Source organism: Actinocrinis sp., from assembly GCF_035946395.1.
Classification (GTDB): Bacteria; Actinomycetota; Actinomycetes; order Streptomycetales; family Catenulisporaceae; genus Actinocrinis.
In genome coordinates this window covers 1-23791 of sequence record NZ_DASYZI010000398.1, presented here as the reverse complement: position 1 = coordinate 23791, position 23791 = coordinate 1, and the positions used below count along the sequence as shown (strand labels likewise).

Here is a 23791-nt window from a genome sequence, read left to right as displayed (position 1 = left end):
GTCCAGGACGTCATGACCGGCATCAACCGCATCTACTTCCACCCCATCTTCGACCCCCACGCCCTGGACAGCACGGTCATCTTCGCCATCGCCGCCCGCAAAGCACGCGTGGAAGCCATCGTCCAAATGGGCCAATGGCTCGCCAGCCCCGACCACCACTCCCTCGGCACCCGCCAAGCCTGGCTCTCCGACCGACTCTTCCGCCTCCTCCCCGACACCGCCCACACCGCCGTCATCCCCGGCTACTTCGCCGACAACTACCTCCAACTCATCCCCCTGGCCTCCCAACTCGGCCTCTTCCCCTTCCCCACCGGCGCCGGCCGCAACGCACCCCCCTCCAACGAAGACATCGCCCGCGTCGCCGTCGCCGCACTCCTGAGCCCCCACCAACACGACCGCCAGGCCTACCGCCCCACCGGCCCCACCCTGCTGGACGCCAAAGACATCGCCGCCGCCATGGGCGAAGCACTCGGCCGCAAAGTCACCCACATCGACGCCCCCATCTGGCTGTTCATGAAAGCCGTACGACTCAGCGCCAAACGCCTCGGCGCCGACCTGTTCTACCAATCCAGCCTGCGCCACACCCTGCCCGAACAAAAACTCGGCAGCTGGGCACACGGCGCCCCCACCACCCACGTCCGCGACGTCACCGGCACCGAACCCGAAGACTTCCTGACCATCGCCCGCCGCTACGCCCAAAACCCCCTCGCCCAACGCACCCCCACCAACTTCATCCGCCAGTTCAGCGAATTCATGGCCACCCCATTCATCCCCCAACACCGCCTCGACAGATTCGACCGCAAACAACAACACCCCCGCACCGCACACCCCCTGTTCGCCGGCCAATCCAACACCTGGCGCAACGAAATGAACACCTGGTGGGGCCGCAAAACCATGGACGACACGGACCAGTCAAGTGCCAGCAAGGAAGTCACGGTAAACACCGGCTGACTCAAGCCTCTGATACTCGGAAATCGGATTCGGGCCGCGGTCCGTTACCTTATGTCACAATTCAGTGATCTGATATTCGCTGGTGATCACTCCGAGAATCGGTCTCAGACGGACTCAAGCAGCAGCCAGATCGATCACGGTGGCGAGCCGGCGGTCGGGATCGTCTTCGGGCACCGCTGGCCGGCTCACCGCCGATCGTCTTCGATAGCTGACGAACAGACCGGCGAGAGTCGGTAGGCTGTTAGGGCTGGGGAGGGGCAGGCTCCGTCGGGATCGATGAGAACGGCGCAGTTCGCATGGTGGGAGAGAACGGCCAGACGGTGCCGGAGCGGGCGGCGCCAAGTTTCGACGTGTTGGTGGCAGACCTTCAGACGCTGCGGCAGTCCGGCCTGGTCGAGTTGCGGCGGCTCGGGCTGACCGTCCTGTGCGGCACTCCGGTAGCGGTGGAACAGGCGCTGCGCGCGGCGGTGGGTGCCCTGGGGTCGGGACGGCTCGGCACGGCAGCGCAGTACACCTTCGGGCTGGCGCAGGGGACGCGGGATTGGCCGGCTCAGGACCGTAGGCGGCGGGCGGCACAGGAGTACGGGCTGAGCGTGGAGCGATTCCGCAGGCAGCAGGAGCGGATCGTACTGGAGCAGGTCGCCGAGCAGATTCTCGCCTTCGGGCTCGGCGAGGCCGGAACGCCGGGACCCGACGCCGCGGCAAGTACCGAGACGCATCGCGACCAGTGGCCTGAGCCGGTGAACGCGGCTGAGCCGACCGAGGCGGCGGCCACGGAGAACGAAGCGACAGCGGGAGACGAATTCGAGTTCGAGGTCACCGTGGGCGCGGCGCGGGAGACGATGTTCGTCCACGTGCTGCCGATCGAATTGACGCGCGACATCGACGTCCTGGTCGGCACGTCGAACGTGTACTTCGAGATCTCCCGCATCTTCGGCGGCACGGTGAGCGCAGGGCTGCGGCGAGCGGCCGCGCGCACCGATCCCGCCGGCCGCATCGTGGACGACGTGGTCCAGCGGGAGCTTGCCGCCTGGGTGGCCGAGCACGGTGGCCCGGGGACCGCAGCACCGCCGGGGACCGTGGCTCCGACCGGCCCCGGGGCACTGGCGGAGCGCGGCGTGCGGCGCATTTACCATGCGGCGGTCGCGGTACCAGTTGACGCGGGAACCCGTTACGTCGTGGACGACGCGTCGATCGTCCGGGCAGTGCACGCGGTGTTCGCGACGGCGGTGCTCGAACGCGACCAGTTCGATCCCCCGCTCACCTCGCTCTGCTTCCCGCTGATCGGCGCAGGACGCGGCGGGCTGCCGCCGGACCGGAGCATCAGGATGCTGTGGCTCGCGCTGCGGGAGGAACTGCGCCGGGATTCCTCGTGGCAGGTACACGTCGCGTTGCGGGACAGCACGGTCGCCACCAGGTTGATCCAATACATCACCGCGGGCGGGGCCCGGCTGATCGGCTGAGTCCTGTCGGCGATGGCGTACTTCGCCGCCGCCGACAGGACTCAGGTGGAGGGCACACCCTGCCTGGTATCCCGCGCCGGAAGTCTGCCGCAGAAATCGGTCCCACGCGGTTGATCAAACGCAGTCCGCCTGGCTGCGTTGTCGCAGCGCCCTCACAGCAGTGCCCTCATGCGGCAGTGCCCTCAAACTCGATCGTTTGAGGGCACTGCTGCGCCTTGCCGGCCGGGTGCGGATGACCGATTTCTCATGCACCGGACTTCTGGCGTGGGACACCAGTTTCAGGCCGTACTTCTGACCGCGGCGCTTCGGCGGTCCCCTCCGCCGCCGACAACGCCGCGGCCGGCTCGAACCTCTCGCAGACGGCCTTCCACCGTGTTCGCGCCCGCTGCGCCAGCGGCGCCGGGATGAGTGGATCGGCCCAGTTCCGGCCGATGAGCCGCAGCGGGCCGGTCACGTACTGCGCGGCGAGCGTCGGCAGGGTGGCGAACTGCGCCGAACGCTCCGCTTCGGCGCAGCGGAGCGCGGCCGGGCCTGCCGGGTACCGCGACCGCCATACTCCGAAGCCGGGGATGCGGCCCATCCGGGAAACCAGACCTCGGTAAAGTTCCCGGGCCTCGGCACCGCGGCCGGCGATCGTGCACTCCGCGGCCGCCAGGATCTCGCTCGACATGGCGTACGCCTCGGCCACGAGCAGGCCGGAGCCGAACTCGATCGCCGACGGGGACCAGAGCGTCGCAGCGTCCTGGCTCGCCAGCGCGGCGAGATGGTCCAGATGGGCACCGTTGTGCAGCCCTTGGCGAACTCGTTGACGCACCGTGGCCTCGACTCCGCCAACCGGACGAATCAACACGATGTTCTGCGCATCGGCAACTGGCAAGCGCATCCACGCACGGCGCACCAACTCGGCCGGAACGGCGGCAGACAGCACGGAGTACCAGCGGCGTGTGCCCGCGCTGGCGCGGAATCGTTCACCCCAGCGCAGGTGATCGGCCGTCGTCGCCCAGGCAGGCGGCTCGGCGGCCGATCCCCCGCCCCCGGGCAGCCGCGACAGCGCGCTGTCAAGGCCGTCGCAATACTCCGCGAGAACGACGCAGGCACGGGCGACCGCTTCCGGCAGCGGCGCGGTCCCGGCGGCGGCCGACGGCGCACCGTGATAGCAGCCGGGCAGTTCCCCGCCCAGGGATCGCAGGGCACGCAAACGAGGCGCGAAGGGGCCGGAGCAGGCGACCTGCGAGGCCTGGATCACTTCATCGAGGCCTTGGAAGGCATCACCGCCGCCGAGCGCGGCGCAACCGAGCGCGACTTCCGCCCAACCGCGCACCGCCCAGTCCGCGGCCTCGCGCCCCGAGGCCGGGACCCGGCACGCGGCCTCGGCGGCCTCCCGGCTCCAGGCGTACCGCATGTCCGAGTCGGCGACGGCATCGTTACGCAGCAAGACGGTCACGCCGACTCCCACAGGCGGACGCGCAGCAACAGGCGGCGCGGGTCGGAGAAAGCCGTCCGCGCGTGCATGACCCGGTGGTTGTCGATGACGAGCACATCTGCGGGTTCGAGAGCGAGACTGACACTGCCCGCCGCGTGCTCGAAGGCCGCGTCGATGCGCGTCGCCATGTCGGGCGGCAGCTGCGCAGGCGGTTCGAGGTTGTCGCTGCGCCAGCGAATACGCCCGCCACCGGCCAAGGCCGCGGTCGGGGCCGACAGCGCGGTAGCGGTAGTCGCGGCGAACGCGGCCGGCAGCTGCCAACGCCAGATCGGAAGGCACAGCGCGGCGAGCAGTTCCGGGCCATCGCCGCGCTCCTGCAACGCGGCCACGGCCGCGTCATATCTCAATAGTCTGGTCTCGCCGCCATCCGCGGCGGGGCGCACGCCGAAGAGACAGACGTAATCCTCGGGCTCCGCGTGGTACTGCGCGTCGGTGTGGAAACCCGTGGGACCCGTTCTCGCCGAGAGGGTCGCCGCCGGAGGCTCGGGGACCGGCGCCACCGGCCAGAGCGCCCGGCCGCCATCGCGCGCGGACGGGACCCCGAAGCAGGACGCGAAGTCGAGCACCATGCGCTCGCCGGGAACCCCGTGCCGCAGGAACGGCACGCCGCGGATCAACGTCCAACCGCGCTCTGCCAGCTCCTGCCGGGACTCGTCCAGCAGCGTCGGCAGCCGTTCGGGACGGCAGCCGGAGCCGGCGTGCGGACCTGGGTGTCGGAGTGAGGACATGGGCTGCCTCCCGGGACTGCGGCGGAGCGATCTGCTCCCGCTGCTTCCAGCCAAGCAGCCGCGCCGGGCGCACCACGGCTCTCACCCGGTCGAATGCCGGTTACAGGGTGGTCGATCCCGGCCCCGCAGGCTCCAAGAGGGCGTCTTGCTTGGTTTTGGGGCAAACGTCACGAAGAATATGCGTTCTATGTTTGGAATGTCGGGTACGGCACAGCGAATGGGCCTGGCGGCGTTGCCGAAACGTTCGCAGACAACCCAGTCTGCGAACGTTTCGGCGCCTTGCCAGGCCCGCCGCCAGGCCCACGTGGCTCAGTCCTCGTCCCAGTCGACTTCGTCAGGAGCGCTGCGAAGGCCGAGCGCATCGGCGATGCGGCGCGCCCGCGCGCGTAGCGGATGGCCACGCTCGATGGCCGGCCGGCCGTGGTCGAGCACGCGTTCGTTCAGGACCGCCGCGACGTGGCGCGTTGCCGCTGTGAAATCCCCGTCGCGCAACAGGCGCTCAGCCTGGTCGAGACCTGCCTCAAGGAGCAGCGGGTGAGTCGGTTCGAGTGCACCGTCCGCCTCCTTGACCAAGTCCGCGTACAGCGAGGACGCCGGGCTCGATTCGCCCAACGCGTCTATCGCATGGGCCTGCCACATACGCGCGGCGGCACGCGCCGGGCCCGGCAGCTGCGCGCCGGCCGCCAGTAAGGCGGCGAAGACGGCATGCGCTGACGCCGGATCGCCGGATCGCAGCAGGACGACGCCGCGGGTCTGCTCAAGCTCGGTCGCGATCGTGCCGGGTGGCTCCCCGTTCGAACGCTGATCGAGTTCCTGCCGCGCCGCCGCGAGCACTTCGACGGCCTTCCCGTGCCGGCCAGCCAGGCTGTGTGCCCACGCGAGCAGTCCGCGAGCCCGGGCCACCGCGCCGAACGCGACTCGGTCCGCGCACCACGCCAGCATCTCGTCATCCGGGATCAACGCGACCGCGGCTTCGTGGTCGCCGACCGCGAGGACGGCGCGGGCCAGCCGGAGCCGGTCGAGGAGGCCGTGCAGGTTGATGGAGACCCGGTGCGTGTCCTCGTTGTGCGTGGAAAGCACGGCTTCGAGGCGGTGACGCGCTTCGAGCGGATGTCCGGCCTCGATCAGCGCCTCCCCCAGGATGCTGCCGAGCCGGACCGCCGCCGCGTCGTCACGCTCGTCCTCGCACTCGCGCAGCAACGCCTGGACGCGGACCACGGCGTCGACCGGGCGGCCCGACCACGCCGCGAGCTTGGCCCCGAGTTCGGCGGTGAGCAGGTAGCGGCGCCATACTGCGGCCCGCTCGCGTGCATCGCCCTGCACCGACTGCGCCGCCTCCCACCTCGCGCAACGGAAGGCGAATGCCTGTTCGCAGAACGCCACGGCGCCGGTGCGGTCACCGTTCTCCATCGCGGCCTCGGCCAGGTTGTGTTCGGCGCGAGCCTGAAGCGAGGCGCCGGCCTCGGCATCGGCCAGCGCGATCAACGCACTGACCGAATGTGACAGTTCGAAGGCTGAGCGCGCTTGCCGCGCCTCGCCGTAACGCAGCAGGGCAAGGCCGTGTCGGCTGGCGGCATCGGACAGATCGAGCCGAACCGCAGATTGTTCCGGTTCTGCCATGGACGGTTCGAGCATGCCCTGTAACTCGGCGACGCGCATGGCGCCCTCGCCGATCGCGCGCGCGTGCAGTGTGTCCGCGGCCAGCAAAACCCTGATGAGCTCGCCACGCGCGGTCGGCACCGCGTGCGCGTCCCGCCCCCCGCGCCTGCCCGCCGAGCGCACCGCTCGTTCGGCCGCGCTCAGTTCGCGGATCCAGAGCCCGGCGGCGGCGACCAGTTCGCGCTCGAACCAGTAGGCGGCGAATCCGGCGGCGACTCGCTCGGTCGGCCCGTCCGGTGTACCGCTCAGCCCGCGGAAGACCAGATCGGACAGCGCGGTGGCCTGCGCCGCGGCCGCTTCGGCGCCGAGCGGCGCCACGCTGCGCGCGGCCCCCAGCAGCACCGGGGCGAGGAAGTCCGCGTACACGGCGCAGCGGCCGTCGAACGCCGCCCGCGCGAGACGGCCCCATGACGAATCAGGCCACTGTGCCGGTTCCTCGCGCCGCCGGCCCGCCTTCTCCGAGGTCGCGATGTCGCCGATTCCGGCCAGCACCTGCGTCAGGAGAAAGCGTTCGGCCCGGTGGAACCGGACAATGTGCTCAAGCGCGAAGGTGACCGTGTCGAGCGCGTCGGTCATCGAGGCGACGTCCGTGAGCGTCTCGCGTTCGGGCAGCCGAGCCAGATACGCGTCCCAGGCGTCCCGCGCGCCGAACGCGACGAGGACTCGCCGGCTGCGCACTTCGTTGTACAGCCACACGGCGCTGCGAGCGCCTTCCGAGGAGCGTCGGTCGGCGGCACCGCCCAAACGCACCATCGCCGCCACGTCCTGAGTACGAATCTTGCGGTACTCGGCGGACCGCAGCGCCTGCGCCGCGGCAGTCGCGATGGCGGCGAAACGCCGCTCCTGGGCTGTCGTCTCTTCCATCCCCCGATGCCTCACGATAAGAGTTGAGAAAACTTCTTCGAAGCGATATTAGTGTATCTGACACTCGTTCAGTGCGGGCCGCACGTGATCATGGGTGATGCCGGGTTGGCCGATTCCCCGGACAGGTGCGAGAAACCTAACTAACATTCAGAATGCGGAACTCACTGCCGGAGTCCGCAGCAGGGGGGCAGGGTGTGGGGATCAACCAGGCCTTAGCGGCCTTGGAAGCGACCTGGGACGACGTGAGGCGAACAGTCGATCCCGGTGTGTTCGAGAGCCTTGAGCGCTTCACAGTCCATTTACACGATGCCGCGATCGGCGGTGACACGAAGAGCCGGAGTAAGAACGCGTACGCGATCGCCGACCTGCTGTCGGCGGCGCTGCCTCCGGATCATCCGTTCGTGGTCGCACTGGAGAGCGAGGACACCCGTTTCGTCAACACGTCGGCCGACCAGCGTTCCATCGCCGAGCGCCTCTTCACGCGCCTGAGCGGCGAACCGCCACATGATTCTCAATCCTCTGCCACTGAACGTTCCGCCGCGGAGGCCGTCGCGGCGGAAGCGGAACGCAGGCTCGCTCAGACCGCCTGCGTGCTGGTGAAGCAGTTGCGCTCGGAAGAGATCGAAGCGTCCGGCGACAGGCTCATCAGCCTCGGTCCGGACGGCCGGCTGCCCCGCTTCCAGTTCGACGCGGCGCTGCATCCCCGTCCCGTCGTGCTGACCGTCAACGCGATACTCGACGCGCACGGCGATCCGTGGGGCGTGGCCGACTGGTGGCTCGGCGAGAACGCCTGGCTCGGCGCGGCTCCGGCCGCACTGCTCGGCGCCGTCGAGGACGGCGTGTTGGTGGACGCCGCCGAAGCAGAACTCGGAGAGGCGTGACCGATGCCCCACTACGCTCCTCCGGAAAACTACCGGGGCACACCCAGCCGCGTCGACCTGCGCGCGGGCACAGAACTGTGGCGAGTGCACTCGCGCGACTACCATCCCTGCGCTTTCAATCCGCGCCTGGCCGACACGCATTTCGGCGGAGGCCGCTTCGACGGCACCAAGGACGATCCTTACGCCTACATGTACGCGGCCTTCGACCGAGTCACGGCCGTAGCCGAGTCCTTTCTGCGCAGCCTGCCCGCCGATGACCGCGGATATCGCACTCTGCTGCGCGCGACGGTCAACCATCGCCGGCTGGCCTGCCTGCGCACCACCGCGGATCTGGCGCTGATAACACTGGAGACCACCGCAGACCTCGGTGCCGTGGGCCAGGACGAATGGCTCGTGCAGACCGAGGCCCGGGACTACGCGTTCACCCGCCGCTGGGCGCACTGGCTGCGGGAACAAGCACCGTGGGCACAGGGCATCATCTGGCGGTCGAAGCGGGAAATCGGCGCGCGCAGCCTCATCCTCTTCCACGATCGCTGCCCGTATCCCGGGGTCGAACTCTGCCGGTCGCCGGGATTCGATCTCGATGACGCGGCCGGAGCCAAGTGGCTCAACGACGTACTCGCGGACTATCGGGTGACCATCAGGCCGCCCGCGCCGGTGTAATTCACAGAGCCTCAAGGCACCGAACCGAAACTCTCACGGCCGGAAACCGGCCTGGTCGCAGCCTGGTTGAAAACAGGTTGGATCCTGACGGAACCACGAAAAACTCGAAATGCACTGTAACAATCAGACGTGGCGCGGGCGCCGTCGGCCGTAGGGAGCGGCTGCGGCGCGCGACGCGCCGTCCATCACGGACTGAAGGGGGCGGAGATGAGCGACAGTGCGCTCAACGACATCGCAAACAGCATCAACAGGTTGAGCAGATTGCAGAACGCGATGAGCGGTCTGCTGGATCGGGTCGCGGAGGACCAGGTCGAGCAGCACGGCGAGTTGCGGCAGCTGATCGGGCGGTTCGCCGAGTTCGAGCTGCGTGACGAGCGGTCGAAGAACGTGGCTCGCGCGGAGTTGCAGATCGTCGACATCCGCCAGCAGTTGCAGATCGAGTTCGGCCACTACGAAGAGCTGCGCAACATGGCCACGGGCATCGTCGAGGCCGTAGACGCGCAGGTGGTCACGCACGACACGATTCAGTCGCTCACCGAGTCGGTGATGATCACGACGCCGCGCTACTGGCTGGCCCCCGCGCTGGTCGGGCTGGCGGCCTGGTTCCGCGACGAACGGCTGCTGGCCGAGAACGCGGTGCGCGCCGCGATGCGACGGGACTCCTCGAAGACAGCGCTCTTCTACGGGTTGGTGCTGCGCCGGTACGGCCGCACCGCCGCGGCGGCGCACTGGATCCGCCGCTACGTCGAGCGGCAGGACCCGGGGGCACTGCCGCGCGAGTTCGTGGTGATCCTCGACGCCGTCGCGACCGGCGCGCTGGGCCAGGAAAGCCGGCCGATGGTGCTCGAAGCGGTCGGCGAGTGGTACGACCGGCTCGGCGCCGACCCCGCGGTGGTCGACGCGCAGGTCCTGCGCTGGCGCGACCTGATCCGGGGCCTGCGCGTCCCGGTGGATCCTCGCATCAAGGCACTGCCGGAAATCTCTCCGGACTGGGCCCGGCTGAAGGACGTGTGCGAGGGCGCGACCGTGCACGGCCGCGCGGAGCGACATCTGCGCGCCATCCTCGACGAGAAAGTCACCCCGCCGGAGGAGTTGCACGAGCGGGTCGACGCGATCCTGGACAACCTGGTCAACGAGTTCGACCAGGAGGAGGCGCCGCTGCGCCGCAAATTCGCGGAGCAGGAGTCGATCCGCGACCACAACGGCGACCTGAAGGCCGCCGCAGCCGCCACCGAGGCGGCGCGCGGTGCGCTTGAGGACACCACCGATTACCTGACGCTGCTGACCAACGCCGCCTTCTTCCCGGAGAAGTCGGGTACCTCGCCCGCCACGCGGCAGCTCGCCATCGCGCTGGCCCGCGACTGGATCGTGGCGGCCGACGTGAAACTGGCCGAGACCAACCGCGCCCTGATGCCCAAGCAGGTGACCGTGAAGCTGGAGGGCTGGACGGGGGACCTGGCCGCCGGGGCGCCCCTGGAGGGGATGGAGAAGTCGCTCCAAGCGGCGATCACCCGCAAGGCCGAGGCGGATGCCGCCAAGGTCAAGCCGGGACCCGCCTACGGCCTGGGCATCGCCGCAGCCGCCGTGTTCTTGCTGATCGCCGTCGTCACGGCGGTGCACCACGCGATCCCCGGCACTTTCATCTGCGTCCTGATCGCGGGCTTCGGCGCGTTCGCGGCGGTGAACGCCGTGCGCGGCGTCGTGCCGAAGCAGCAGGAGATCCGCGAGAAGGCCCGCAAACGCGCGTTCGCCGCAGTCAGGACGCTGCGTCAGGCCTCCGCCGAATACACGGACCTGATGACCGCCTGGCAGACCGACGACGAGAAGTCCGCGCCGCTGACCGACTACCTCAGCGAGCTGAAGGTGACCGCCGTGCTGAGCCGTTCTCCCGACCAGATCCGCGAGGTGATGAAGTGACCGCAGAGACGTCGTCCGGCCCGCTGCCCGGCAGCGCGTCCGACCCGAGCACCGCCGCCGCCGCCGTGAACACACGGTCCGAAGCCTCCGGGCTCGCGGACGGCAACGGTCGGCGGATCGCGCTCGAACCGCCGGCCTGGGACCTGATGCCCCCGGTGGAGACCGAGACCGTGCGCCGCTTCCGGCCCTCATGAGCGAGACCATCCCGGACAGCCCGTATGCGGCCTGGATCGCGTGGATCGACGGCTTCGCCGCCGGGCAGACGCCGGCGGCGGCCGACAAGTTGGTCCCGCTCGGCGACCCACGCCTTGAGGGCTACGCAGCCGAGCGAATACTCGAACGCATCTCCGCAGCACTCGCCAAACGCCTGGGGCTGTGGTCGAAAACGCTGGACCGCGAGCTGGCCGCCACCTTCCGCAGGCCCGGCGCCTCGCTCGGGCCGACCCTGATCGCCGCCCGGCGCCGGCTCAACCAGGTGCGCGAGGAATTGAACGCGGCGCCGCTGACGACCGAGATCCGCGCGGACGCCCTACGGGCGACGGACGGGCTGGCCGCGAACACGCAGCGGGAACTTGAGGAGCAACTGCGCCGCATGCCGGGCGCCTCGGCCGCGCTGGCCGAGGTCCGGCGCACTGCGCTGGCCGCGCGGCCGGACCACGACGTGCGCGCCTGAGCCCTGGGCTCAGGCGCTGAAGGGGGACGAAAAAAACCATGGCGAACGAAGCCGCCACCGAGGCGGTGCTGGAGCGCTATCTCAAGGCACGCATTCCCTTCGTAACGATCCGGACCTCGGAACGGGCGCGCGCGCTGCCGATCCTCAAGCGGCTGGCTCAGCGGATGCAGCTCGACGTGGCGACGCACACGCTCACCCGCGGTGTGTACAACCTCGGCAGCGACAAACAGCTGTCCGTGGACAAGTCGCTGTGGTCCGCGATGGAGTACGCGGGCGACCAGTTCCAGAAGCGCGGCAACCTGACCTTCGTCTTCACCGACGTGCACCGGATCAGCGACGACAACGAGGAAACGCGCCAACTGCTCGACCTGATCACCGCCGCGCCCGATCGCGATTGCAGCGTGGTGGTGATCACCGCCGATCCGGTCTGGAGCGCGCTCCAGCTGCACGGCATGACGGTCACGCTCGATCCGCCCGACTTCGACGAGTTGGTGAAGCTGGTCCACGCCGTGCTCGACCCGTACCGCGGCACTGCGGGCGTCGCGTTCGACTGGGCGGAGGCCGAGTACCGGGAGGCCGCCTCGGTGCTGCGCGGCGTCTCGTACACGCAGGCGATCAACCTATTGTCAGTCCTGCTGGCCGACCGCTCGGTGACCAAGGCGGACCTGCCCAAGCTGAGCCGCGAGAAGGACGCGGTCTTCAGCGACCTGACCGGGATCGAGCGCATCGTCGTGTCCGCGGCCGACGCCGACGTCGCCGGGCTGCGCGGGCTGACCACCTGGCTGGCCCAGCGCCGCAAGCTGCTGACGATGGACCTGCGCGACCGCGGCTCGGGACCGCCGCGCGGAGTGCTGCTGATCGGCGTGCCGGGCTGCGGCAAGTCGCTGTCGGCCAAGGCCGTGTCGGTACGCTGGCAGCTGCCGCTCTACCGGCTCGACATGGCCTCGGTCCTCGGCATGTGGGTCGGGCAGTCGGAAGGCCGGCTGCGCAGCGCCCTGGAGATGGCCGACCGCGCGGCGCCGTGCGTGCTGTGGATCGACGAGATCGAGAAGGGCCTGGCCGGCTCCCGCGCCGGTAGAGACACCTCCGGGGTGTCCACCCGGATGGTCGGGCAGTTCCTGTTCTGGCTCCAGGAGTCCAAGTCCGGTGCCTTCGTGGTGGCCACCGCGAACGACATCAGCTCGTTGCCGCCGGAGCTGCTGCGGCACGGCCGCTTCGACGCGACGTTCTTCGTCGACCTGCCCGATCCGGAGGAGCGGCGCGAGATGGTGCAGCTGTACGCGGGCCGCTACCTCAAGACCGTGCTCGACGACGAACTGCTGGCGCACCTGGTGGACCTGAGCGAAGGGTTCACCGGCGCGGAGATCGACCACGCGCTGAAGGAGGTCATGCGCCTGACGCTGACCTCCGACTACAGCACCCCCTGGCGTGACCTCTACGTGCAGATGTTCAAGGGCATCGTCCCGTTCTCCAGGTCACAGCCGGAGGCTCTGGAGAGGCTGCGCAAGATGCGCGACCGCGCGATACCCGCCTCGGGCCGCCCGGTGTGGGAAGCCGCCGCGGCGAATGCGCCCGACGGCGCCGGCACAGTGTCGGACCAACCGCTCAACCTGCGGATATGACCGAGCAGAGCCTGTCCGCCGCGGAGCAGCGATGGGCTGATCGCCTTGAGAGGGCATGGGAGCTGGCGACTGGCGGCGCACTGCTCGCCGCGCTCGACGCCGCATACGCCCTGCTCGCCGAGCTGCCAGGCGACACCGCTCTCGCCGCGGGCACGCACCTGCTGATCGGACGTGTACATCTAGACCTGTCTCACGATCCGGACCGGGACGGCGAGGACCTCGACCACGCGATCACGCATCTGCGCCAAGGGCGGATGGCAGCGCTCCCGAGCGATCTCGCCGCGCTCGGCGCCGCGCTCGCCGGCCGTTACATGGACGCCGAGCCGGACAGCCCCGAGGAGGAGGCCGCGCTCGACGGCGCGATCGCGGAGCTGGAATCAGCACTCGTATTCTTGGCCGTGGAGCCGCAGGACCCGGAGCTGATCGAGGCCGGCGTCATCCTCGGCATCCTGCTGTGCGACCGCGACGAGCAGGACGGCCCGACGAGGGACGTCGAGCGCGCGCTCGACGTGCTGCGGTCCGCATTGCCCGCGTACGAAGAGCTCGACGAACACGACCCTGACATCAGGATGATGGGCTGCGCCGCCTGGGGCCGGGCGCTCGCGGACCGGATCGGCGCGAACGACGAGAGCGGCGAGCGCGGCGACCTCGACCTCGCGATCAAGCTCCTGACCGAGGTCGTGGCGGCGCAGCCGCAGGACGACCCGGTCAGCCGTTCGAACCTGACCGACCGGATGCTGCTCGCGGATCTACTGCGCCGGCGCAGTGCTCGCGACGACGAGCGCCGCGACGCGGAGCGCGGCATCGCGCTGCTGCGCCCGATCGCCGAGTCGATGCCCGCCGATCAGCCAGAGCGCGGCGAGATTCTGCACGACCTGGCCCTGCTTTACACCGTGCGCTGCGGCAGCGATCCCTCGGACGGCGATCTGGACGCGGCGATCGCAGTCGCCGAAAGCGCGCTGCCGGCCATCCCCTCCCCCTGGGGGACGCAGATCGCCGTGCTGCTGGCGGTCCAGTTCACCGATCGGGCACGCCGCCGCCACCAGCCAAACCCGGCCGCCGGAGCCGGGGAGCTGGCGGCGCTTGCTCAAGACACGGACATCAGGGCCGCCCGCGCGCTGCTCACCGAACACCTTCCGCAGCTGTCCGAGGACCACTACCTGTACCCCACCGCCCTGACGGCGATGCTGCTCGTGGCCGGCGCGACCATCGGCGAGGAGAGCAGCACGCAGGACGTCGACCGGCTCGTGGACCTCGCGCGAAAGGCGCGCGCGGCGCAGCCGGCAGGCAGCGAGGAGCACCTCGCCGCGACGAGCCTTCTCGGTGTCACGCTCGCGGACCAGGCGTGGCGCACCAGCGTGCCGCAGACGATCGACGAGGCGGTCGCAGCCCTCGAAGAGGCGGTGGCCCGCACGCCGGAGAGCTGGGAGATCAGGAACCTGCTGCGGATGAACCTGGGCTCGACGCGGGCGAGCCAGGCCGTCGAGGCGCTCGACACGCCCGCGACGCAGGCGGCTCTCGACCTCGTCGTCGAGGCCTACTCGCGACTGACGACCGGGCAGCGCGACTCCTGGATGGCCACGGACGTGCTGGGCCGCGCCTGTTTCTCGGCGACCAGCCAGGACCTGCCCGGCGTGGACACCGGCCCCGCCATCGAAATGCTTGAGCGGCATCTCGACGACGACCCGCCCGTCGACCCCCAGCGGCGCGGCGTGTGGCTCACGTATACCGGTATGGCTCTCATCTCACTGGCCTACCGCCGCAGTTCGACACCGGATCTGGACCGTGCGATCGGCCGGCTGGTCGAGGCGGTCGACCTGCTGCCTCCCGGACACAGCCACCGCTATGTCGCGATGACCCAACTCGCCAGCGCATTGGTCGCGAGATACGGGCTGAGCGGCGACGCCTCCGATCTGGAGGCCGCGCAAGGGCGATTGGACAGGGTACGCCACGAGACGCCGGCGCAGAACCGTGAACTGCTGCTGCGCATACTCGACACATTGCAGGAACACATCGACACACTGCGAGAGAGGTTCGCAGGCGAGGCCGCCGATGATCCCGCGGCGCAGCCGAGAACCGTGCCGCGCCACGAGTTCACCGGACAGGAACATCCGGGCATGTCCTCGTCGTTCGTGCCCCGGCTCAGGGCTTCCAGAGCCGCTCGGTTCCTGGTCGACAACGCCGGAACCGGCGACGCCGAAGCGACGCGTGCGGCCGTCGCGGAACTCGTCTCCGCGGCCGAGGCCCTTCCCGACAGCGCCCCGGAGCGGGCGATGTTCCTCGGTATCGCGAGCGAGACGCTGCTTGATCCGCGTCTCGTCTTCGCCGACCACGGCCTGCTGTCCGACAGCATCCAGGCCCTGCGCAAGCTGTTGCTCGGGCGGGTGTCGGACACCGCACGTTGCAATGCACTGATTCACCTGTCGCTGCTGCTCCACGCGCGCTACGGCATGGATTCTCGGGAGCTCGATCGCCGGGAGGCGGTGGACCGGGCTCGTGAAGCGCTCGAAGCCGTCAGAACCGGAAGCGTCGTCATGAACGCGGCCGCCCGGATGTGGCTGGCACTCGTGTTGCGCGAAGAGCCAGGCAGCCGCGCCGAGGCGGTGCTGGCCGGGGTCGGCGCCGTGACGGGTTTCGCGACCGAGGTCTTCCTGCAAGGCGACGCTCGCGACGCCTTGGCGCGCACCAGGTCCGTGGCCGACCAAGCCGTCATGGTCGCGGGCTGGTGCCTGGAGGACGGCGCGCCGGACCAGGCGATCACCACGCTGGAACTGGGCCGGGGCCTGCTGCTGCACGCGGCGACGACCGCGACCGACCTCGGCGACCTGCTCGAATCCGTCGGGCGCACTGACCTGGCCGTCGAATGGCGGCGCGACGCCGGCGAAGCGGCGGTCCGCTCTCAGGGCGCGATCGCGACCGCGGCGCATGAGCCCGCCTACGTCCCGTCCGCGTTGCGCAAACGCGTTCTGGACGCGCTGGCCGGACTGCCGCAGGGGAACGCCCGCCTGTTGTCCACGCCGACGGTGGACGAAATCGCCGCCGGCCTGCGGGCTGGTGGAAGGGATGCGCTGGTCTACCTGGTCGGCGCGACGCAGGACACGCCGGGGCACGCGCTGGCGGTGCTGGCCGACGGCCGGGTGCGGTCCGTCGACCTTCCCGCTCTCGACGCCGGGCCGGGTTCCGTGCTCGCCCGTTTCGCCGAGCGGCGCTTCGAGTACCGCCGCCGTTCACAGAGCACCGGCGACGGGCCGGGGACTGCCACGCCCGACGACGCGGCGGAACGCTGGCGGCAGGCGCTCGACGCCGTCAGTGCTTGGGCGTGGCCCGCCGTGGTCGCTCCGGTGCTGGAACTGGTCCAGGCACGGCACCGTGCCGCATCGGGACCGCCTTCCATCGTCCTCGTCCCGTTCGGCGAACTCGGCGCGGTGCCCTGGCACGCGGCGTGCGCCGGCCCGACCGCGGCGCAGCACGCCGCCGGACGGCCGCGTTATGCCCTCGACGACGCGGTGATCTCGTACGCGGCCTCGGCACGTCAGTTCCTTGAGACGGCCGGGCGGCCGCGCCCCGACCCGAACCGGGCGCCGCTGTTCGTGTCGAACACCTTGCACGACCTGTGGTGGGCCTCGCTGGAGACGGCGGCGATCCGGACGGCCCACTACCCGGACGCGCCCTACTTCGGTCAGATCAAGGGCTTGCCCGAGATCGAGGTCGAACCGCAGGACCTGCTGGCCAGGCTCAGCGGCGGCGCGGACGCCGAACCCGTCACGATGCTGCACGTCGCCTGCCACGGCGAGTCGGGATCCTCGCCGCTGGACTCGTGCCTGTACCTGACCGACATGGCCCGGCTTGAGACGCGGGCCGTGCTGCGCCGCGCGTTCGACCGGGCGGCGCCCGCGCCCGGCGGCCTGGTGGTGCTCGGCAGTTGCCTGAGCGACGCGAGCGAGCGCGACCACGACGAGGCCCTGACGGTCGCGACGGCGTTCGTGACCGCCGGGGCGACGAGCGTCGTCGGCACCCAGTGGGAGGCACCCGACCGCCGCAGCGCACTGCTGATGTTCATGTTCCACCACCACCTCGCCGCCGGCTCGCGCCCGGTCGACGCGCTGCGCGAAGCCCAGTTGTGGATGCTCGACCCCGGGCGCGAGGTGCCCGCCGCGATGCCCGAATACCTCGCCGCAGCCGCCCGGCGCGCGCCACAGTCGCCGTCGGACCGCCTGGACACGCTCGACGGCTGGGCCGCGTACGTCCACCACGGCTGGTGACGACGGCGCGGAACGACCGAAGTTCCACCGAAACGAAGTCCGATCCGCGATCGGACGCCGCTGGGAAGTAGGGGGAGACATGCGATGGATCTCGGGAGAGTCCGGCGCCCGATACCGAGTCGAGGACAGCGCGTTCAGCCGCACGGACCGCTGGGCCATGCGGCGTTGCCGCGACGAGGCCGGCGCGTCATACGTCTACAAGGTCTACACCAAGCCGCTCGGCAGCGAGGGTGAGGGCGGGAGCGAGCGCGATGGCGACGCCGAGCGGCTGACCGAACTCGCCCGCCTCGGGCGCAGCGCGGACCCGGCGCAGCCGGGCCATGACGCGATCGGCTGGCTGGCCGACACTGTCGTGGAGGACCGCGCGGTAGTCGGAGTCGTGCTGCGCGCGGCTCCGCCCGGCTTCTACAATTTCGGCCGCGATCCGCGCACCTTCGATCGGCTTCACACCCGAGCGTCGTATCCTCCCGAAGCGTCCGTGCGTATCAAGGTACTGGTCAGCCTCTGCGAGCTGTTCACCTGCCTGGAGCACGAGGGACTGGTACACGGCCGGCTCAGCGCCCGCAAAGTGCTCTGGCGGTCGGAGGCCGCGCCGCACGCCTACCTCCTGGGCGGTGACAAGCTGCACCCAGCACTGGTAGGAGCCTCACCGGGCAGTGACAGCGACAGCGACCGCCGTGCGCTGGCCGGCCTGATCTACCGCGGCTTGCTCCTCGCAGACGACGAACGCTCTGTTCCGTCCGGCCTCGACGACCGCATCCGAGTACTGTTCCACCGCGCATTCGCCGACCCGAAGGCGGACGAACCGCGACCATCGCCGGCCGAGTGGCGTGAAGCCCTGTGCGCGGTGACGGCTGCGGACATCGACCGGCTCACGGCGTCGCACACGGACGAAGACGCGATCGAAGACTACGAATACGACGAGCACGATCTCGCCGAACCCGGCCACGTCCACGTACGCGCAGAGTCGCCGTACCACATCGACGAAGACGAAGCAGCGCTCCCCGGTGACGAGGGCCCGTTCGACCATGCGCGGACCGGCCTTCTCGTGAACGCCTCTCCGCGGCGGGTCGCTCTCGTCGGCGGAGGCCTGGTCGCAGTCGCGGCGCTGTTCATCGCGGTCGCGATCCACCCCAGTAGCACGCCTTCCACGTATACGTACACAGATCCAAATGCGTATCCGCAGTCGACGCCCTACACCACGGATCCCAACGCATCCACCGACCCGTCGGCCAGCCAGGCCACCGATCAGGCCACGGACACTCAGCAAGGCGGAACTGCGGCACAGCAGCAGGCTCAGGCCATCTCCGGCCTCGTCAACAATTCGTCGTCCGACCGCTCGCTGGTGACCAGGGCGGTACAGAGCGAGATCAGCGGCTGCACGGACCCGAGCCAGGGGTTGACCGACCTGCGGCAGGCCGTCACGGACCGCGCACAGGAACTCGCGGCCGCGCAGCAACTCGACGCCTCGGCGATCGACAACGGACGACAGCTCCTGTCCGATTTGGTCAATGCTCTGACGTACTCGTCCGAGGCCGATCAGGCATATGCCTCCTGGGCAGCGGACGTGGAGAGCAACGGGTGCAACGGCGACGCCCAGCCCGACAACAACTTCACCGACGGTGACAACTACTCCAAGCAGGCGGAAACCGCGAAGAACGCGTTCCTCCAGGACTGGCAGTCCGTCGCCGCGCAGTACGGTCTGCCGGTGCCGACTCCGGACAGCTTCTGACCGGGAACGGGAAGCGAAGGTGAAGCAGACCGACCTCAGCGCGACGCAGCGTCAACGAGCACTCAGACAGATCTTCCTCGTCCGCGTGCCGTTCGTCTTCCTCGCAGGCGCCGCCGCGCTCTTCCTCGTCGCCCGGCTGGGCGTCAAACTGGCGGGCGGGCTGCACGTCGCCGTGATCGAGATGGGAATCGGCTTCGCGCTGCTGACGTCCGTATCGGCGTACGGCTTTCGCGGACCGTTCCGGCCGCCGCGCCAGACGGCCTGGCCACCCGCACTCGTGATCTGCGCCATGGTGCTGCATCCCTGCTACGCGCTGTTCACGCCGAGCTCACTGGCCCTGCGGCTGCCGTCCACCGCTGCACTTGAGTTCGGGCTGTTCGTCGTGACGCGGCGAGCGTTGACTCGCCGCTTTCGCATGACTCTGACGGAATACACGCGTGAGCCCGCGAACGAATCCGCCGCCGCGTTCATGCTTCAGGAGTGCGCCGGCATGGCCGCCGATCCGCGGTTGTCGCCGGACCAGCGCAAGATCGCGCGGCTGAACCAGGCGCGCGCGCTCGTGGACTGCGCCCGGACCTCCGCACCGGAGTTGCTGCTGGAAGCCGTGGAGATACTCGAAGAACTCGCCGCCGACCCGCCGCCGGAGCGAATACGGATGTTCCAGGTGTTCGTCAGCCTGGCGCAGACGATCGGCACGAGGGCAGACGAACACGGCGACGACACTGGGTACCTGCACGCGTTCGACCAGCTCGCAAGCGCCGCCGCAAAGTTGCCCGCGGACGAAGGCGCAGACGCCTACGTTCACGCCTTCGCCGCGCAGCTTGAGTTCGTGTACGCCAGGCAGGCCACCGAACCTCAGGATGCTGTGGCGCACTATCGCGCAGCCGCCGAGGCCACCCGACGCGCGATCGACGCCGTCACTCGGGAAGTACACCGCCTGCTGCCTGAGCTGTACGCCTACCTCGCGATGTATACGGCCCACATCGACGACGAACGCGACCAGCTCGCCGTGTACGACGAGGCCATTGCGCTGTGCCGCCAGGGCATTCGCGCGGCCGGTCGCAGGCCGCAGCGCCGGGCGGTCGCCGATCTCATGCTCTCCAATCTGCTCCAGCAACGGGGATGGGTGCTCGTAAGCCGACTCACCGAGGATCCTCCGGAGGCCGCGTGGGATCCCATCGTTGCTGATCTGCTTGAGGCACGCCGGTTGTCCAGACGGGTGCGGCGCACCGGATCGCCGACGCTGCGACGCGAAGCAGTCGAACAGGTCGCGTCCGTTCAGTCCGACATGGACCAGCTCAGTACCGCGTATCCGAAGGGAACCGTCGCAGCCCAATGGCGCCGTTCGGCGGCGCTGACAGAGCACGGCTCCACGGCCTCGATGGTCCGCGTCCGCACGCAGTGGGTGGAGTGGGCGGAGACGACCGACGATCCGCGTTGGTGCGCCGAGGCGTACGAGAGTCTGCTGGCGGTCATCCCTCGCGCGGCAGCGTCGCACTACCTGTCCGAGGAGCGGGACCGGCTGCTCGCGGACGTGCAGAACAGGGCCGAGGAAGCAGGGTACTGGCTGTCCCGCAGCGGCCGGATCCGCGAAGCCGTCATCGCGCTCGAACGCGGCCGCGCGGTGGCGGTCAGCGAGCAGTCGGGCCGCGATGATTCAGCCCTCGAACAAGCCCTCCGAAGCGGCCCGCACCACGAGTTGACCGTGCGGTTGCACGAGGCCCGCAAGCAGCTCGACCGCGCCGAGCGCCAAGCGCCCGAACGTCCCGGAGCACAGCAGCGCCGGTACACAACGCCGATCCAGCGAGCCTGGTCCGACTTCGACACCGTGCGCCGCGAGATCAGCCAGGTGCTCGGTATCGAGTTGGCGACCTCCGTGACGTATGGCGACATCGCGGACGCAGCTGCGGACGGCCCGCTCGTCTATCTGGCCTGCGCCAGCCGCAGCGGCTATGCGCTGATCGTCCACGCGGACGCGGAGCCGGACTGGGTACCGCTGCCGAGGTTCTCGCGCGAGCGCGTCGAGAAACACGCCTTCGGCCCCTACCAGGCTCTGGCGAATCCACGCGACGCCGGCCAGCGCGACGACAACGGAGCCCAGCTGCACGGGGTGCTGCGCTGGCTCTGGGAGAACGGAGTCGCGCCGCTGGTGGACCAGCTACCGGACGACGCCGTGGTCACGCTGCTGCCGATGGGCATGCTCGGCCTCCTGCCGATCCATGCGGCCGGAGGCCCGGTCCGCGATGGGAACACCCCAGCGGAATGGGAGCATCTGATCGACCACGTCGCCGTCCGCTACGCGGCGAACGCGCGCACGCAGGCGCGGTTGCCGAAGCGCGCGGCAGCAGCCGAAGCGGTGCCCTTGGCGCTGTTGGCCTTCGACGCGCCGAACGGCGATCCCGACCAGCTGCTTCCATTGCAGTCCACGGCGGCCGAGCTCGACAGCGTCTGTCGGCACTGGCCCCGGCGGCTGCGGACCCGGCTCGACAACGCGCAGCGCGATCAGGTCGTCGCCGCCCTCGACCGACACACGGTATGGCACTTCGCAGGGCACTGCGAAGTGAATCCCCAGCAGATCCGAAGCAGCGCCCTGTTGCTCGAAGGCGCGCGGTTGACGCTCGACGACCTCTCCGCCGTGCCCTACCGGCCCCGCAGGCTCGCGGTGCTCTCCGCCTGCCGCAGCCACCGCTCCGGCGAGCAGCTGCCCGACGAGGTGGTCGGCATGCCCACGGTGCTGCTGCTGGCCGGATTCGCGGGAGTGCTCGCAACGCACTGGGACCTCGGCGACGGCTCCGGCGCGTTCATCGCGGCGCGCTTCTACCAGGCCTGGCAGGAGGAACGCTGCACGCCGACGGAGGCGTTGCGCGCGGCGCAGCAATGGGTGCGCCGCGCCACCCGCGATGAACTTGAGTCATACATGCCGGGGCTCCTGCCCCGCACCCACTCCCGCGTCCCCGCCTCCGCCACAGCCCAAGTCGTCCGCAAGGCCGCCGAGCGGCCCTACGCTCAGCCACGTTCATGGGCACCGTTCGCCCTGACCGGAGTGTGAAAGGACTCGAAGTCCTGGACCCAAGAGTGCTCACCTGCCGGCGGCTGTCCACCCAGGAGTCTGCCGGATGGCTTACTCCCAGAAATCATTAGGACTCTACGATGCCATCGCGGCGCCGCCGGCCGTGGCCGCCCACTCGCTACGGCTACCTTCCGCCCGAAGATGCCGTCGTCACGTCGTGGACCTGCGGCGACTGGGACGAGTGCGGCAAGGGCGGCCCAGAGCATCCGGGGCAGCGCTGGCCACGCAGGTGTCCGGGCTGCAAAAAGCCGATCTTCACGCACCATCTCGAAGAGCCATGGGCGCACGCTGCGAAGAGGGTCGAGCTGGACGCGCTGCTGTCAGCGGGGCCGGCCTCCAACGGCTGGGCAAGGGCGCGGTGCGAAGACCAGGTGTGGCATGTCGAAGAGGCGCTGCTGAACGCAGACACCGCGGCTGCCGACGCCCACCGCCGTGAGTTGGACGCCCTGGTCCTGGCCGCCGAAGCCGACGAACCGTTTTTCCACGGTGGATCGTCACGCCTGTCGACGATCTTCGCAGCGCTGGAACATCAGGCTTGGGACCTGGCGATCGGCGAGATCCGGGCCTGGCGCTCCACGGCTTGTCTGGAGGACATCGAGATCCACCAGACCCGCGGCACCAACGCCCGCCAACTCGTCCAGGCGTTGCTCCTCCTCCTGGAGGACCAACGGGCAGCCCAGTTCACTCATCGCGCCGAAGCATGGCAGATCCTGTGCGAACTGAAACCCGCGATGGGCAACGGAACGTCCATTTCGCAGGATGAGGCCTTCGCACGGCTGCAACGGGTCATGAGCTCCGTGGGCAACGCGCGCGAGGAAGCGGTGATCGCCGCCCTGCAACAGCTCCACGAGCTCGATCTACAGCAGAAGCTGCCCGGGGAATCGTTCCCGCTGTCGACGCCCACCCGGATGTCAGCCCTGGGCCGGCATGAAATGGCACGCCAGGAAAGCGGAATCGGATCGCTCGTCTGGAGCGTATGCCTAAGCCCTTACATGGATTACGAACGGCGGAACCCGGGCCGCCTGAGCCGAGAACTCGCCGACATCGTGCCTGGTGGCAGCAGCTGGACCACGCTGGGCGCAGCACGCTGCCTCCAGGAATTCACGCAGGAGGGCCAAGAGGACGCCGCCTTTTGGTCCGTACTCGACGCGGCACTCGACATCATGGTCGCACGAGGCTTCACTGACCACCTCACAAACCGTGAAAAGTCACGCCTGCTGACGCGGCAAAACCCAAATGAGCAGACAGGCCAGTACCCTGCGCCGAAGTATGCGCTGTAAGACCAGGCGAGCGGCGCCGAGGTCGGCAAGGCGGTCGGGTGCGGGCATGAGTTGCGGGCATGAGTTTGGTTTCTGTGCCACAGCTGACTTGCACGGACGGTAGTCTGCGCGGGCCTGGCACCGCGCGCAGGTCAGCTGTCGCAGGGCAGGCGAACCTTGGGACTACCCATGGTCAAGCGCGGCCCTACGGCACTTCGGCACGGCACTGCGGCCCTTCGGCACGCCGGCACTGCGGTTCTTCGGCACGCCGGCGCTCTGGCTCTTCGGCACGGCGCTCCGATTCTTCGGCACTGCGATTCTTCGGCACGCCAGCACTCTGGCTCTTCGGCACAGCACTCTGGCTCTTCGGGTCAGTCCGCCGACCACTCCGGGTGCAGCCCGGCCTTTGAACGTCGGCGGCCAGCCATATCGTTGTGCTGCTCGCCCGAACGGGTGATCCGGCTCCTTCGCGTCTCTCTGATCACCGTGGAGAAGGATGCGTACCAGGCCAGGAGCGCCGTCACGACGCCGAGGTAGCCGCCGAGTCTGGTCATTTTGTCAGGT

Annotated in this window: 15 protein-coding genes and 1 pseudogene; 12 read left to right on the top strand and 4 right to left on the bottom strand. The window is 69.5% G+C overall.

Going from position 1 to position 23791, the window contains the following annotated elements; genetic code table 11:
• Together VGS97_RS24805 and VGS97_RS24800 are read left to right on the top strand one after the other, a co-directional pair.
• On the top strand, positions 1 to 951 hold a 951-nt coding region (locus VGS97_RS24805; protein WP_349262253.1), incomplete at its 5' end, for a transcriptional regulator.
• Between the two features lie 296 nt (positions 952 to 1247).
• Positions 1248 to 2414, top strand: a complete 1167-nt coding sequence (locus VGS97_RS24800; protein WP_326856054.1) for a hypothetical protein — start codon at positions 1248 to 1250, stop codon at positions 2412 to 2414.
• Positions 2415 to 2658: 244 nt separating this feature from the next.
• On the opposite strand, the gene VGS97_RS24795 is transcribed toward VGS97_RS24800, so the two are convergent.
• From VGS97_RS24795 to VGS97_RS24785, 3 genes are all read right to left on the bottom strand, one after another.
• The gene (locus VGS97_RS24795; RefSeq protein WP_326856053.1) at positions 2659 to 3858 is read right to left on the bottom strand and encodes a hypothetical protein; all 1200 of its coding nucleotides are present in this window, start codon (positions 3856 to 3858) and stop codon (positions 2659 to 2661) included.
• Entirely contained in the window at positions 3855 to 4625 is a 771-nt protein-coding gene (locus tag VGS97_RS24790; RefSeq protein ID WP_326856052.1) for a TauD/TfdA family dioxygenase, read from the bottom strand. The genes VGS97_RS24795 and VGS97_RS24790 overlap by 4 nt, the downstream gene beginning before the upstream one ends.
• Before the next feature lie 309 nt (positions 4626 to 4934).
• The gene (locus VGS97_RS24785) at positions 4935 to 7148 is read right to left on the bottom strand and encodes a hypothetical protein (protein WP_326856051.1); all 2214 of its coding nucleotides are present in this window, start codon (positions 7146 to 7148) and stop codon (positions 4935 to 4937) included.
• A gap of 266 nt (positions 7149 to 7414) precedes the next feature.
• Between VGS97_RS24785 and VGS97_RS24780 the strand changes: the two genes are divergently transcribed.
• From VGS97_RS24780 to VGS97_RS24735, 10 genes are all read left to right on the top strand, one after another.
• Positions 7415 to 8029 carry a hypothetical protein gene (locus VGS97_RS24780; RefSeq protein ID WP_326856050.1) on the top strand — a complete coding sequence of 205 codons (615 nt, stop codon included), beginning with the start codon at positions 7415 to 7417 and terminating at the stop codon, positions 8027 to 8029.
• Positions 8030 to 8032: 3 nt separating this feature from the next.
• Positions 8033 to 8692 carry an RES family NAD+ phosphorylase gene (locus tag VGS97_RS24775; RefSeq protein ID WP_326856049.1) on the top strand — a complete coding sequence of 220 codons (660 nt, stop codon included), beginning with the start codon at positions 8033 to 8035 and terminating at the stop codon, positions 8690 to 8692.
• Between the two features lie 207 nt (positions 8693 to 8899).
• Positions 8900 to 10609, top strand: a complete 1710-nt coding sequence (locus VGS97_RS24770) for a hypothetical protein (RefSeq protein ID WP_326856048.1) — start codon at positions 8900 to 8902, stop codon at positions 10607 to 10609.
• Complete coding sequence (locus tag VGS97_RS24765) at positions 10606 to 10803, top strand: hypothetical protein (RefSeq protein ID WP_326856047.1); 198 nt, start codon at positions 10606 to 10608, stop codon at positions 10801 to 10803. The genes VGS97_RS24770 and VGS97_RS24765 overlap by 4 nt, the downstream gene beginning before the upstream one ends.
• Positions 10800 to 11282, top strand: a complete 483-nt coding sequence (locus VGS97_RS24760) for a hypothetical protein (RefSeq protein WP_326856046.1) — start codon at positions 10800 to 10802, stop codon at positions 11280 to 11282. Before VGS97_RS24765 ends, VGS97_RS24760 begins: the two co-directional genes overlap by 4 nt.
• 38 nt (positions 11283 to 11320) lie before the next feature.
• A complete protein-coding gene (locus VGS97_RS24755) occupies positions 11321 to 12904 on the top strand; it encodes an AAA family ATPase (RefSeq protein WP_326856045.1) in 1584 nt (527 codons plus the stop codon).
• Positions 12901 to 17166: a CHAT domain-containing protein gene (locus tag VGS97_RS24750; RefSeq protein WP_326856044.1), complete on the top strand. Its 4266-nt coding sequence runs from the start codon at positions 12901 to 12903 to the stop codon at positions 17164 to 17166. Before VGS97_RS24755 ends, VGS97_RS24750 begins: the two co-directional genes overlap by 4 nt.
• 79 nt (positions 17167 to 17245) lie before the next feature.
• The gene (locus tag VGS97_RS24745; RefSeq protein ID WP_326856043.1) at positions 17246 to 18898 is read left to right on the top strand and encodes a hypothetical protein; all 1653 of its coding nucleotides are present in this window, start codon (positions 17246 to 17248) and stop codon (positions 18896 to 18898) included.
• Positions 18899 to 18917: 19 nt separating this feature from the next.
• Positions 18918 to 21947 carry a CHAT domain-containing protein gene (locus VGS97_RS24740; protein ID WP_326856041.1) on the top strand — a complete coding sequence of 1010 codons (3030 nt, stop codon included), beginning with the start codon at positions 18918 to 18920 and terminating at the stop codon, positions 21945 to 21947.
• A 101-nt stretch (positions 21948 to 22048) separates the two neighbouring features.
• Complete coding sequence (locus VGS97_RS24735) at positions 22049 to 23248, top strand: hypothetical protein (RefSeq protein ID WP_326856040.1); 1200 nt, start codon at positions 22049 to 22051, stop codon at positions 23246 to 23248.
• 350 nt (positions 23249 to 23598) lie between these two features.
• Here the strand turns inward: VGS97_RS24735 and VGS97_RS24730 are convergent.
• Positions 23599 to 23791: pseudogene (locus VGS97_RS24730) on the bottom strand (hypothetical protein); the annotation flags it as partial.